Below are 13,511 nucleotides of genomic sequence, written 5' to 3'. Positions count from 1 at the left end.
CGGTACAGATTCTGGCTCTGGTTTTTAATTATGCCGAGGTACTTAGCCTAATTCTAACTCAATAAATACAAGCATCTAAAATGCTCAAAACTTCAGCAAGTAAATCATTGGAAGCAGCCTCTATCCATTTTATTTTTCTCGATTGGTAATCAATAGACTTGACTTGCTCTACCATCACATAACCAGTTAACGTTTTACTATTGTCGATCGACACATGAAATGGGGAATCACGATATGTATTTGTAACTGGGCAGACAATTGCGAATCCAGTATGTTGATTAAAAACGCTATTACTCACAACTAAAGCAGGTCTTCGACCTTTCTGTTCATGCCCTGACTGTGGATCAAAAGTAATGATGATCAAATCACCTTTTTTAGGAATGTAGTTAGACATTTACCAAACTTCCATACCTACAGGGCTACCCCAATCCAACTCTTCGACTTGATAGTTAGGAGGCAACTTGGCAACTAAATCCTCGATTTTGTACTTCCCTCGAATTTTACGAACTGGCTTAATAACCAATCGATCTTCTATACTGATAACCTCCAACTCATCTCCAATCAAGATATTTGCTTGATTTAATATCTCTTTACTCAATCTGATTCCTTGACTGTTTCCCCATTTCTGTACTCTAACGAACATAATTTTGCTGTCCAAAGCTTAAGAAGTATAGCCTAAGTATAGCCTAAAAACTATACTAAACATTTTTGTCTATAATCCTAGAGTTTTGGCATATTCACAGTCAGCATTTGCCCCTTCAGCATCACCAAGTTTTGCCTTGGCTAAGCCACGATTAAAATAGGCAGGGGCAGCATCGGGAGCGATTTCGATCACCTTGTTATAATCCTCGATCGCACCAGCATAGTCCTCAATTTCAGAGCGATCGTAGGCGCGATTGTAGTATGCCTCAGCATAGTTGGGATCGAGGGCGATCGCGGCGGTGTAGTCAGCGATTGCACCTGCAAAATCTTCATTTTCGGCACGTTCCATACCGCGATCGTTGTAGGCTTCTGCGGAGTCAAGTCTATCCGTCATTGCTTTAAAAAATAATTACTACTGATGCTTTTCTTCTAAGATACAAGGTGTAAGGTCTCTTAGACCTAATATTTTTGCGCTGTCCATAACCAGTTAATTTTCCCTGTATGAATCTCAAGCTCCAACTACCATTTATCCATGTCTACAGTAAATTTTTGCAGTTAATAAGCCCGTTACAGGCTTGGCGCGAAGGTAGTCGCTTGGTCGGCGCGAAATTTTTGGGCGGTTTGTTAATTATCCTCATTGCCACTTTACCGTTTCTAGAGAATGCTCAAACTGGGGTAATTGGGGCGGCTGTAGCGATCGCATGGTTGATGATGTGGCTTAGCGATCGGCGGGATGAGGCGGATCAATCAGTACCAATTTGGACACCGATTCATTTGCCTCTGATCAGTTATTGGGCGATCGCACTTATTGCCACTTTAATTTCACCTGTACGAGTAGCTGCACTTGATGGCATGGTCAAGCTGACAATTTATATGCTTGCCTTCGTATCAATGAGTCGGATGATGCGCTTGGGTTGGCGATCGGTTTTAGTAGGTACATATTTGGTAACCGCATTAGTGGTTTGTGCCTACGCAGTGCAGCAATGGTATCTCGGCGCACCCGAACTAGCTACATGGACTGATGTTACTTCCGAGACGGCGGGAACTACGCGCGTTTATAGTTTTCTTGGCAATCCGAATCTGCTAGCTGGATATCTAGTGCCAGCGTTACCCCTAGGTGCGATCGCCGCGATTCATTGGCGCAGTTGGGGAATGAAAATATTGGGCGCGATCGCTGCCATATTAGGCGCATTTTGCATTACTCAGACCCAAAGCCGTGGCGGACTAATGGGATTGGCGGCTGAAAGCTTTGCCCTAGTGCTTCTATTAGTGTATTGGTGGGGCAAGCGTTTACCGACTTGGACTTTGCCAGCTACTTTTGGCGGAACTGCGGGTGCGATCGCCCTAGGAACAATTCTCGTCCCGACATTGCGTAAGCGGGTTGGCAGTATTTTTGGCACTGAAGATAGCAGCAACGCCTTTCGGGTCAATGTCTGGCAGGCTGTATTAAATATGATCAAAGCCAAGCCGATTTTAGGGATTGGACCTGGAAATAAAGCTTTTAACCTAGTTTATCCGCTCTATCAGAGATCGGGCTATAGCGCTCTGGGGACTTATTCAGTGCCATTAGAGATCACCGTTGAGACAGGAATTATCGGTGTAATTTGCTATGGCTGGCTAATTCTCTCCATCTTTCGCCAAGCATGGATAGCACTGAATCGTTTAAGAAGAGATCGCGATGCTAGTGGCTTATGGATTATCGCTGCGATCGCGACAATCGTGGGCATGATGGTTCATGGCTTAGTCGATACGGTTTGGTATCGACCTCAAGTGCAATTACTTTGGTGGCTTGCGATCGCGCTCAGCAGCAGCTTCTATATTGCTCCAATCAGGAATGAAGCATAAAAAGTAGCGTAGGGTGGGCAATGCCCACCTTACTAATTTCTTAACTATCTACAAAAAATGTGAGCACAGTTTCATCAACACCTTTAAGCTTGAGAGGTTCGCGCTTGCGAAGTTCCTCATCATTAAGATAATCAGCAACTGCCGCCGATACGAGAATGCAATCAGGTTCCGCCGCCGATTGGATACGTGCAGCAATATTTACTGTCGGTCCGATCGCCGTGTAGTCCGATCTCTCGGCACTGCCAAACATGCCAACTACGGCTGTACCTTGATGAATACCACAGCGAAATCTAACCTTGGGAATGCCATGAGCAGCCCATTCCTCATTTAGTACAGCTAGCGATCGCTGCATATGTTTCGCAGTCTGAACAGCGCGGCGTACTTGTTCATTGGGACTGCAATCTTCGGGCGCACCAAACAGAGCCATGATGCCATCGCCCATAAATTTATCGACCGTGCCACCATTAGCAAAAATCGCTTCCGTCATTGCACCGAGATATTGATTGAGAAGTTCGGCAACACGACGCGATCGCAAGGTATTGGCAAGGGAAGTAAAGCCGACAATATCCGTAAATAGAACTGTGATCATCCTTGGCTCAGGACGCAAATCGAGACTGAGTTCACCTGTAGCAGCTTTTGCAACTAAGCTAGGGGGAAGAAAGCGCTTGAGAACTGATTCGGTTAAATAGAGATTGAGTTGAGCAACGCGCCGCTCATTGGTCTTGAGGGCTAATAAATTGCGAACTTCCGCTAACAATTCGCGATCGTTAAAAGGCTTGGCTAAGTATGCATCAGCCCCCATCTCTGTACCTTCAATGCGTGTCTCTTCGTTAGCTTTGGCAGTCAGCAAAATCATCGGAATACCCGATAATTGAGGATCTTGGCGAATCATGGCAATTAAGTCTAAACCTGAAACTTGAGGCATCATCAAATCGGTAACGATTAGATCAGGGCGATATTCCTGAGCTTGAGTATAGCCATGAGCGCCATTATGAGCCGAGATCACACTATAGCCAGCCTGATTGAGAACCCTTCGTAAATATCCCCGCAGATCGCGATTGTCGTCAACGATTAAGATTTTACCTGTAGGTGTAAGTGGAGATTCTTCATGTTCACTATCAGTAATGAAAATATCTTCTTCTAAACCCAAGTCAGTTTCTAGATCTGCAAGTTCTACTGATGCTCTCGATATTTGGAGATCCGCAGGTAAGTTGGTAACTTGATTGGCGGGTAAATGTTTTTTACCTGTGGGAATGGCGATCATAAAGGTTGTCCCATAGCCATAATCTGAGGTAACGGAAATGTTTCCACCGTGCAGATTTACCAATTCTTTGACCAGCGATAAACCTAAGCCACTGCCTTCATAACTACGATTGACAGAACCTTCAGCTTGACGAAAACGATCAAATAGAAATGGAATTTGATCTTGACGAATGCCTATTCCAGTATCATGCACGCTGAGAATACAATGTTTGCCATCCGGATCGGCAGAAATATTAATAGTAACGCTACCGTTGCTAGGCGTGAATTTCATTGCATTAGACAGCAGATTGTAGAGCACCTTGTCAAACTTCTCTAAGTCTAGATAGATTTCTGGACATTCGCTAAACTCACTAAACAGATGAATATTTTTGCGATCGCAATAAGGACGAAAAGCATCAATGGTCTGGCTCGTAAATTCGACAAGATTGCAAGGATGGAAACAAGCTTGCATTTTCCCAGCGTCAAGACGTTGGATGTCCAGTAGTTGATTGACTAGACGCAGCAACCGACGGCAATTGCGTAAAGCAATCACCGATTGTTCAAGTGGAAGCGATTGGGATTTCTCGATCGCGGCTTCTAAGGGGCCAATGGTGAGGGTGAGAGGGGTGCGGAATTCATGGGACAGATTTTGAAAGAATTCGGTTTTTTGGCGATCAAGTTCAAGAAGTTGCTGTGCTTGTTGGCGAGTTTTTTGAAAGAGATTAGCTTGCTGTACGGCGATGGCGGCTTGAGCTGCCACGGCTTGTACCAGAGATACTTCTTCAGGTTGCCATTGTCGTGGCAGACTGTTTTGACGCATGGAAATACTGCCAATAATCTTGCCGTCAGATAGTAGTGGAACCATGAGCAGCGATCGGGCAATTGAACGTAATGGCAAATCGGCAATATTCCATTCTGGATTTTCACGTAAATCCGAGATTGCCACGGGTTGCTTGGATTCAATTAAAGCTTGAAAGACTGGGTTAACCGAAATATTCGCAATCGATTGTGGTAATGCAGGTTCGTTCGGATTTGACCGATCATGAATTACTTCATTCGGATCGAGCAAATGTAAGCCGACACAGCGCAAGTAATGATCTTCTTCTGTCCATAAAGACAAAGCACAGCTTTCAGAATTTAAGGCTTGACCTAATTGCTGAGTAATTGAGGCGAAAATCTTCTGAGGATCAAGGCTGGAGCGGATTGTACTCGTTATCGTATTTAGTAAAGATTCTCTTTTCGCAAGTTCCTGAATGCGATCGTAGGCTCTGGCGCGAGAACTGACGATCGCAGCCTGATCGGCTGCTAACTCAATTAAGTCTAATTCATCGCTACTCCATAAATGTGGACTTTCGCAATGATATAGGGCTAGCATAGCCAAGCATTCTTGCTGAACTTCAAGGGGAACAAATAGAACTGATTTGATATTCGCATCAGCATAGATAGACTTATCAGATTCAGAAACACGCTGATCGTCTTCAATGTTACTAATTGCGACAACCTGCGATCGCAAGGTGAGAATCTTCGATAGCTGTGGCAAAATAGTGATCGGTTGACTGCAATAGGCAAAATAGTCTTCTGAAAGTATTCTCGCTTCTGATAGCCTTAAGATGCTGCCTGAAACATCAAAATTACGGGCGATAGATTCTGCGATCGAGGCAATAATTTCTCGATATGGTGCGGCACTATCCACTGATGAAGCGATCGCATTTAGGAGCGATTGTTGGCGCAGGGTGCGGCGTAGCTCAGCAGTTCGATTTCGCAGGACATTGTGAGTATCAATGGCTTGGCTTACTACATTTCTGAGTTCTACTTCGTCCCAAGGCTTAGTGACATATTTAAATACCTTACAAGTGTTAATCGCCTCAACTAAATCCTCAACATCGGTATAGCCAGTCAAAATAATCCTCATTGTGTCGGGATATTTAACCGCCATTTGACTCAAAAATTCGGTTCCACTCATGATCGGCATTCTTTGGTCGGAGATAATTACTGCGACTTCCCCTTCGCGATCGAGTAATTCTAGGGCTTCCAAGCCACTATTGGCGCGCAAAACTTGATAATCTCTATAAAAAGTCCGAAATAGTAAATCCAAGTTATCGGGTTCATCATCGATAACTAGCAACTTAGGTTTGGGGGCATTTTGCGAACCCATGGAGCTACTTCTTCCTAAAAATTTTGATGCCGAAACACTCTGGATTTAAAGTATCAGAGAACACTAATGTGAATGAACTTGAAATTGATAAGCGCGACTTGGTTCTGAATATACTTCCTTTTGCATCATAACCGATACTCCTTACGTGTTTTTGCCTAGTAAGTAAGTTGTTGGAATTAAACGTAGGATGGGTTAGCGATAGCGTAACCCATCATTGACAACTAATTGATGCGTTACGTTTCACTAACGCATCCTACATTTAATTAACCTTTCCTACACATGTGACCAACAACTAATAAAAACAAGAATCTATGCTGCGAACAAGGCTCGCCATATAGATTCTTGTTTTTATTAAGCCAAGTTGTGGCGAAGGATTAAAGCTGATTGAGCCTCTTCGCGATCATCAAAATGGATTTTTTCTCGCCCAATGATTTGATAGTCTTCATGACCTTTTCCAGCGATCAGAATTGTATCGCCTGATTGAGCTTTCGCAATGGCTGTTTGGATGCATTTATGTCGATCGCCTTCGATAGTCATTGGCTTATCACCGATATCAGCTTTGACTCCAACTAAGACATCATCCAAAATTCGCTGGGGATCTTCAGTACGGGGATTGTCAGAAGTTACATAAACGCGATCAGCGAGTCTGGCGGCAATCCCACCCATTAACGGACGCTTAGTGCGATCGCGATCGCCGCCACAACCAAACACACAGATTAATTCACGCTGGGTAAAGGGACGCATCGCTTTCAATAGGTTTTCGAGACTGTCAGGGGTGTGAGCATAGTCCACCACGACCGTCACATCTTGATCGTCGCTGACTTGCACACGTTCGACGCGCCCAGGCACGTTTTTAAATTCTGGCAAGCGGCTGACCACTTCGGCAAGACTCATCCCCATATGCAAAGCCGTAGCGATCGCTGCCAAGATATTCTCGACATTAAACCGACCTACTAGCGGTGAGGTAAAAGCGATCGCTCCCTGTGGTGTATGTAATGTTCCCGTTGCGCCATTAGGCAAATAGGTCAAGTTTTCAGTATAAAAATCGGCTTGGGAATTACTAATGCTATAAGTCCAGATTGGTTTGTCGCGGATCATTTGCTCCAAACGCTGTCCAAAGGCATCATCAAAATTGATAATCGCTCTACCTTGCAAATAAATATCGCTAAATAGCAAAGCCTTTGCCTGAAAATAAGTCTCGATGTCTTTGTGATAATCCAAGTGATCTTGGGTCAAATTGGTAAATACCGCCACCTCGAAGGGGCAACCCAATACACGCCTTTGGTCTAAAGCATGGGAGCTAATCTCCATCAATCCCACATCACAACCTGCGGCGATCGCATCGGCAAGTTGCGCCTGTAAGTCCACGGCAAAGGGCGTGGTATGGCTTGCCGTCTTAGAATAGCCAGCCCAACGGGTATAAAGTGTCCCAAATAAAGCCGATGCATATTGGGTTTGCAGTAAAAACTCGATCAAGTGCGTGGTGGTAGTTTTGCCATTTGTACCTGTCACGCCTACCAATTTCAGTTTTTGAGCAGGATAGTCATAAAACGCTGTTGCGATTTGGCTGCAAGCGACAACCACATCGTCAACGGCGATCGCCTTTACCTGATCTTGCTCAGATAAATCACCAAAAGCTGCACGGGAGACGATGGCTGCGATCGCTCCCTGTGCGATCGCCTGTGGTGCAAATTTGCCCCCATCCACCTGTGTCCCCGTCATCCCGATAAATAAGTCCCCAGCTTGACAAGCCCGTGAATCTGTAATTACACGCTTTATTTCTAGCCCATCTAGTTCAGGCTGAGAATTTTGATACCCTGCTAACGCTAGCAATTGTCCTAAACGCATAATTTCTCGATCCTTCAAGCACAAAATATCCCAGAATTCTGACACGAAATCTTGATTTGTGACAACTAAATAAAACCCAAAAAGGAGAGACGGCGCGATGCGCCGCCTCTCCTTTTTGGGTTTATTTAGTGAGGCGATCACTATATTCTGCGATCGCCTCAGGATAAATAATATGCTCTTGAACTTGGATACGCTTTTGGAGATCTTCTAGAGTATCGTCAGGAAGCACGGGAACAGCAGCTTGCTTGAGAATTTTACCGCTATCGACTTCGAGGCTGAGTAAATGTACAGTGCAGCCCGTAACCTTGACCCCATAGTTAAAGGCTTGCTCGATCGCATGAATACCTTTGAAGCTTGGTAGCAAGCTGGGATGAATATTCAGAATGCGTTCTGGGAAAGCATCGATTAAAACTTGGGTGACAATTCGCATCCAGCCTGCCATGATCACCAAATCGACATGATATTGCTTGAGAATATCGATGATGGCGCGATCAAGGGATTGGCGAGACTTGTAATCACGATGATTGACTAAAATTGCAGGGATGCCAAATTTTTCAGCACGTTGCTTTGCAAATGCATCAGGTTCGTTATAGATGACTAAGGCGATTTTGGCTTGCAGTTCTCCATTCTCGATCGCAAAGGCGATCGCCTCGAAATTGCTACCACTTCCCGAAGCGAGAACGCCCAGAATCGTAACAGAATTGGAACTAGATGGACTTTCGGGCAGAACTGGCGAACTCACGAATCTTCAAGACCTCTAAACAAAAAGCGCAGTCACAAGCTTACTATATAGAGGCAGCGCGAAGCACTGCCTCTATATAGCTCTGATTTTGCCATGACTCGTTTATCGGAAATACTGCTTCCTACACAGGAACCTAGCGATCGCCTCCAAACCTATCCCCTTAGCATCGCGCCGATGATGGATCGCACCGATCGCCATTATCGCTATTTCATGCGCCAAATCACGAGGCGGACTTTGCTATATACAGAAATGGTGACCAGTGCAGCGATTAAGCATGGTGATAAAGACTACCTGTTAGGCTTCTCTCCGATGGAAAATCCCCTCGCTTTACAAGTGGGCGGCGACAATCCTCAAGACCTCGCCGAATGTGCGAGGCTTGCTGAATCGATGGGTTATGACGAAATTAATTTGAATGTGGGCTGTCCTAGCGATCGCGTTCAGAGTGGGCATTTTGGTGCTTGTTTGATGAAAACCCCCGATCGCGTGGCGAAATGTATTGAAGCAATGATCGCCGCCGCCAAAATTCCTGTATCAGTCAAGCATCGTATCGGAGTCGATGATTTAGATCGTTACGAAGATATGCAAAACTTTGTACGGATTCTGTCAGAAGCAGGTTGTCAGCGCTTCTCAGTTCATGCAAGGAAAGCATGGCTACAGGGGCTAAGCCCCAAAGACAATCGCGAAGTTCCACCTTTGCGCTATGCCGATGTGCATCTACTAAAGAAAGAATTCCCTTATTTATTTATTGAGATTAATGGTGGATTTACAACCCTAGAGCAAGCCCATGAACAGTTGCAGTATGTCGATGCAGTGATGATTGGTCGTGCGGCTTATGACAATCCCTATTTGTTTTCCATATGCGATCTCGAGTTTTTTGGTGAAGAAACTCCTATTCGTAGCCGTGTTGAGGTTGCCGAAGCGATGATTGAATATATTGATCAATGGACAGCTAAAGGATTGAGGTTACATAAAATTACTCGTCATATGCTGCAATTGTTTCACGGTCAGGCTGGCAGTCGGATCTGGAAGCGAATTCTTACAGATAAATCTTGTATTGCTGGCGCAGGTTCCGAAGTAATTCGTGAAGCGATCGCCGCCGTTAGCAGTTTGTGACCAATGCAAACCCATATTTTTGTAAAAGCCATGCTTCGCATGGCTTTTACAAAAATATGGGTTTTACTTCAGAGCAAAGCTTTGAATGTTTGGTAAGTGAAGCGGAATTGCGATCAAAATCTCAGTAAACTCGTTTAGTTCGCTGTTAATCACCAACGTTCCTTGATGTTGCTTAACGATAATGTCATGGGTAAGTGAAAGCCCCAGCCCAGTTCCTGCCCCAGGAGGCTTAGTTGTAAAGAATGGATCAAGGATTTTAGATTGGATCTGAGGGGCAAGACCACAACCATTATCACGAATACAGATTTCTACTTTCTCTCCCACCAGTTGAGTAGAAACTGTGAGGCTAGGTATGTATGTGCTGGGCTGTGTATCATCTACATTTAACTGCATCTCCTTGGAGCGCATCGCATCATAGGCGTTATCGATTAAATTAATGAAAGCTCGCATGAGGGTATTAGAAATTACGTTAACCAGATCCACTTCTGGATCATAGTTGGTGTGAATAGAGACATTGAAGTTAATATCTTGTACCCGTTTGCTATGACAGGCTAGTTTCACAGCTTCATCAAGCAAGTTGTTAAGTCTTGTGGGCTGCATTGAAGCAGGTTCGCAACGGGAATGTTGCATCATACTGTCAATAATCTCTGCGGCTCGGAGGCTATGTCGATGGATTGTCGAGGCATTCTCCTGTAAGTCGATGATTAGAGTTTCGATCGAGGAGGCTGTTTGCGGTTCTTGAGAAGAAAAAATCGGTCGCAAAATCTCAAGTAGTTCTCGAGATAGATCTATGGAACCTTCTGCATAGTTTTTGACAAAGTTGAGAGGGTTACGCATCTCGTGAGCGATTCCTGCGGTAAGCGTACCTAACGAGGCAAGCTTTTCTTGGGCAATAATCCGCTCTTGAGCACTATTGAGTTCATTAGTGCGTTCTTGGACACGCTGCTCAAGAGTTTGAGAGTAGTCTTCGAGTTGATGATTCGCTTTCTCTAGCTTGCTATTCAATTGAGATAGTTCTTGTAAAAGCTGATCAAGCTCTAGCTCGGCTCGTTTGCGATCGCTTATATCAGTATGCGTTCCCAACATTCGCAATGGCTGACCACTATCGTCCCATTCCACAATTTTCCCAAGGGAGAGAATCCATTTCCAGTCGCCATTTTTAGTGCGATGACGAAACTCTACCTTGTAATGATGAAGCTTCCTATTAACATAATCTCGATAGGTTTTTGTAACTGTCGCCAGATCGTCTGGATGGAGTCGTTCGATCCACTTAGATCGACTCTCTTGTAACTCCTCAGGGCTGTAACCTAACATAGTGGCATATTCTGGACTGACAACGGTTGCCCCCGATTGGGGATTAAGATCATAGAGTCCTTGATTGGCTGCGGTCAAGGCAAGACGCAACCGTTCTTCACTATCTTGCAGTGAAATCTCTGCTTCTCGACGCTCCGTCACATCTCGATTACTGATCACCACACCAGTGATCGTGCCATCGACTTCAAAATAAGGAGAATAGGTTGCACTGACAAATCGATTACCTGCCTTCTTAAAATAGAACCAATCCCCATAATCAATCGTTTCACCAGCAAGACATCGATCAAACCTTGGCCTGACAAGGTTTTGGAATGTATCATTCCCCATGATATCTTGAATAGATTGTCCAACAATCTCCTCCAATTGCCGCTCATTGTGCTGTAAATAGGTTTGATTTACCAAGCGATAGGTATAATCTTGGTCAACTAGTGCCATGCCGACTGGAGCGATCTCCACCATCCGTTTATATTGTCTCAAGACAATTTCAGCTTGTTTACGATCGGTAATATCACGAGCTACACCCACAATTCTTAATCCATTCCCATCTTCGTTTTCAACAACTTTTCCATTTACTGCTACCCAACGTATCTCTCCATCATTATTACGGTTAATACGATATTCAATGTTGTATGGGGACTGTGTAGTAAAGCTATGGTAGAGAGATTGAAACACTCGTTCTTGATCTTCGAGATAAACTAGTTTTAAAAAGGCTTCGCGATCGCCAGAGAATGTCCCAGTCTCATAGCCAAAAATGGATTCTGTCTTTGCTGACCAGATCCCAGTATCCAAGTTAGACTCCCAAGTTCCCATCTCCATTACTTCGAGAGCCAGTTGTAAACGCAGTCTCTCTGACTGGAGTTGTTGTTCTGAGCGTTTGCGATCGCTAATATCGTCGTAACAACCGAGAACCCCGATCACCTCTCCTTGGGTATTTGTTAAAGGGATTTTGCTACTACGAATCCATGTCTGTTCCCCATTTAGATCGCTGGTGGGTTGTTCATAGTCCAATTTTGGGATTTTAGTCTCCATGACTATAGCGTCATCAGCACGATAGAGAGAAGCCCACTCACTCCAAGGTAGCTCAAAATCAGTTTTGCCGATAATTTGATCGTCAGTGAGTTGATAGTCATTGGCAAACGCTGGGTTACAGCCTAAAAAACGCGACTGTAGATCTTTCCAGAAAACCCGTTGGGGAATGGTATCAAGTACCAATTGTAACATGTTACGAGATTCTTGCAGGGCTTGAGTTCGCTCTTGTACCCGCATTTCTAGGCTTGAATTCAATTGTTGTAGGCTTTCTAGGGTCTGTAATCTTTCTAATTCAGCACCAGCCCTTGCTGCAAAGATCTTTAGTAATATCTCAGCGCGTTTTGGGTTGGCGATGGACTTACGACTGAGAATATTAATAACACCAATCGTTTCGTTGAATTCATTTTTGATGGCAAGACCCATATAACTCTCAGACTCGATTTGGACAAGAAATTCATCTAGAGGGAAACAGCCTTGAACACCTTTGAGACAGTAATAAATACCCTGCTTGATTACTTCAGCACATGGGGTATTCGCAATTTCATAGATTACATTTGGCTGAAATTGTTGGTCATAATAGACGGCTAATGTTTCTAGCCTTTCCCCGACCTTTTTGCTGATACAGATATGAGATACATCTAGAGCAATGGCAATTTTCTCTGCTAAACAGAAAAAGAAGTCTGCGCCAGTTACTGAAGCTGTGCCTTCCATCAAACTCTGTAGGGTCAGTTCTGACTGTTTGCGATCGCTAATATCCATTGCAATTCCGGCTGTTCCGATGGGTTCGTTGCGATCGCCAAAAACTGGGGCTTTAAATGTCTCAATCCATTGAGGGCTTCCATCAGATGTAATTAGTTTTTCCTCAACCCGTTTTTGTTTACCAGATCTCATTACCTCAAAATCGTCACTGCGATAGGTTTCAGCTAATTCTTGATCCCAAACATCTAGATCGGTCAGTCCAACTAATTGTGAAGAATCATAACCACAGGCTTGGGCAAATGACTCATTAACTGCCAGAAATCGCCCATCTCGATCCTTTAGCCAAGCAATGTGGGGAATGTTATTCAGTAGTGAATAGACCTGACTGTTTCGTTGCAGCACGAGGTTTTCTAAGTCGGCATTTAATAACTCTAGTTGATCGTTAGCTTGATGTAGAGATACCTGCTGCTGGGCAATTTTCTTTTCTTGTTCGTAGCTCCGCACAGCTTCTGTTACTGTCAATTTGAGATCGACTTCATTCCAAGGTTTTGATATAAAGCGATAGAGATTACCTCGATTGACCACATTGGCTATAGCCTCTGCGCTTGCTTGACCAGTCAGCATGACTTTTAAGATCTCAGGATGTCGAGTATGAAGTTCAATCAAGACTTGATCTCCCTGCATATTTGGCATGATCTGATCGGCAATCACTAGGGGGATTTCTATCCCATTGGACAGTAGATCTTCAACCAAAGTCAATGCTTCTTCGCCACTTTCTGCGATTTCGATCGCATAGTTAGGGAAATACCTCATTAATTGATTTCTGAGGGTGAGTAAAACGTTGCGTTCATCATCCACGCAAAGGATTGTCATTTTGTTCAT

Annotated in this window: 9 protein-coding genes; 2 read left to right on the top strand and 7 right to left on the bottom strand. The window is 44.3% G+C overall.

Features of this window, described 5'->3' with window-relative positions; all coding sequences use genetic code 11:
- Positions 1 to 58 precede the first annotated feature (58 nt).
- From APA_RS13525 to APA_RS13515, 3 genes are all read right to left on the bottom strand, one after another.
- Positions 59 to 394: a type II toxin-antitoxin system PemK/MazF family toxin gene (locus tag APA_RS13525; protein WP_201322784.1), complete on the bottom strand. Its 336-nt coding sequence runs from the start codon at positions 392 to 394 to the stop codon at positions 59 to 61.
- On the bottom strand, positions 395 to 643 hold the full coding sequence (locus APA_RS13520; RefSeq protein WP_201322783.1) for an AbrB/MazE/SpoVT family DNA-binding domain-containing protein: 249 nt from the start codon (positions 641 to 643) through the stop codon (positions 395 to 397).
- Positions 644 to 712: 69 nt separating this feature from the next.
- On the bottom strand, positions 713 to 1,036 hold the full coding sequence (locus tag APA_RS13515; protein WP_201322782.1) for a tetratricopeptide repeat protein: 324 nt from the start codon (positions 1,034 to 1,036) through the stop codon (positions 713 to 715).
- 107 nt (positions 1,037 to 1,143) lie between these two features.
- Here APA_RS13515 and APA_RS13510 point away from each other — a divergent pair, with 107 nt between their 5' ends.
- Positions 1,144 to 2,487, top strand: a complete 1,344-nt coding sequence (locus APA_RS13510) for an IctB family putative bicarbonate transporter (protein ID WP_201322781.1) — start codon at positions 1,144 to 1,146, stop codon at positions 2,485 to 2,487.
- 40 nt (positions 2,488 to 2,527) lie between these two features.
- Here the strand turns inward: APA_RS13510 and APA_RS13505 are convergent, their stop codons facing one another.
- The 3 genes from APA_RS13505 to purN all read right to left on the bottom strand — a co-directional run bounded on the left by APA_RS13505 (position 2,528) and on the right by purN (position 8,474).
- Positions 2,528 to 5,884 (bottom strand): response regulator, encoded by a 3,357-nt coding sequence (locus APA_RS13505; RefSeq protein ID WP_201322780.1) that lies wholly within the window; start codon positions 5,882 to 5,884, stop codon positions 2,528 to 2,530.
- Positions 5,885 to 6,235: 351 nt separating this feature from the next.
- Positions 6,236 to 7,732 (bottom strand): UDP-N-acetylmuramoyl-L-alanyl-D-glutamate--2,6-diaminopimelate ligase, encoded by a 1,497-nt coding sequence (locus APA_RS13500; protein ID WP_201322779.1) that lies wholly within the window; start codon positions 7,730 to 7,732, stop codon positions 6,236 to 6,238.
- A gap of 121 nt (positions 7,733 to 7,853) precedes the next feature.
- The gene (gene purN, locus APA_RS13495) at positions 7,854 to 8,474 is read right to left on the bottom strand and encodes a phosphoribosylglycinamide formyltransferase (RefSeq protein WP_201322778.1); all 621 of its coding nucleotides are present in this window, start codon (positions 8,472 to 8,474) and stop codon (positions 7,854 to 7,856) included.
- Between the two features lie 93 nt (positions 8,475 to 8,567).
- Between purN and dusA the strand changes: the two genes are divergently transcribed.
- Complete coding sequence (dusA, locus tag APA_RS13490; protein ID WP_201322777.1) at positions 8,568 to 9,587, top strand: tRNA dihydrouridine(20/20a) synthase DusA; 1,020 nt, start codon at positions 8,568 to 8,570, stop codon at positions 9,585 to 9,587.
- Positions 9,588 to 9,650: 63 nt separating this feature from the next.
- On the opposite strand, the gene APA_RS13485 is transcribed toward dusA, so the two are convergent.
- The gene (locus tag APA_RS13485) at positions 9,651 to 13,511 is read right to left on the bottom strand and encodes a PAS domain S-box protein (RefSeq protein WP_201322776.1); all 3,861 of its coding nucleotides are present in this window, start codon (positions 13,509 to 13,511) and stop codon (positions 9,651 to 9,653) included.

It is taken from the genome of Pseudanabaena sp. lw0831 (assembly GCF_016584665.1).
In the GTDB taxonomy this organism is placed as follows: Bacteria; Cyanobacteriota; Cyanobacteriia; order Pseudanabaenales; family Pseudanabaenaceae; genus Pseudanabaena.
The sequence above is the reverse complement of the archived record's forward strand: the minus strand, read 5'-3'. Positions and strand labels throughout refer to the sequence as shown.

Coding starts and splice junctions, on each gene's coding strand:
- APA_RS13525 (WP_201322784.1), bottom strand. CDS start 394: ATGTCTAACTACATTCCTAAAAAAGGTGATTTGATCATCATTACTTTT.
- dusA (WP_201322777.1), top strand. CDS start 8,568: ATGACTCGTTTATCGGAAATACTGCTTCCTACACAGGAACCTAGCGAT.
- APA_RS13520 (WP_201322783.1), bottom strand. CDS start 643: ATGTTCGTTAGAGTACAGAAATGGGGAAACAGTCAAGGAATCAGATTG.
- APA_RS13515 (WP_201322782.1), bottom strand. CDS start 1,036: ATGACGGATAGACTTGACTCCGCAGAAGCCTACAACGATCGCGGTATG.
- APA_RS13510 (WP_201322781.1), top strand. CDS start 1,144: ATGAATCTCAAGCTCCAACTACCATTTATCCATGTCTACAGTAAATTT.
- APA_RS13485 (WP_201322776.1), bottom strand. CDS start 13,511: ATGAACAAAATGACAATCCTTTGCGTGGATGATGAACGCAACGTTTTA.
- APA_RS13505 (WP_201322780.1), bottom strand. CDS start 5,884: ATGGGTTCGCAAAATGCCCCCAAACCTAAGTTGCTAGTTATCGATGAT.
- APA_RS13500 (WP_201322779.1), bottom strand. CDS start 7,732: ATGCGTTTAGGACAATTGCTAGCGTTAGCAGGGTATCAAAATTCTCAG.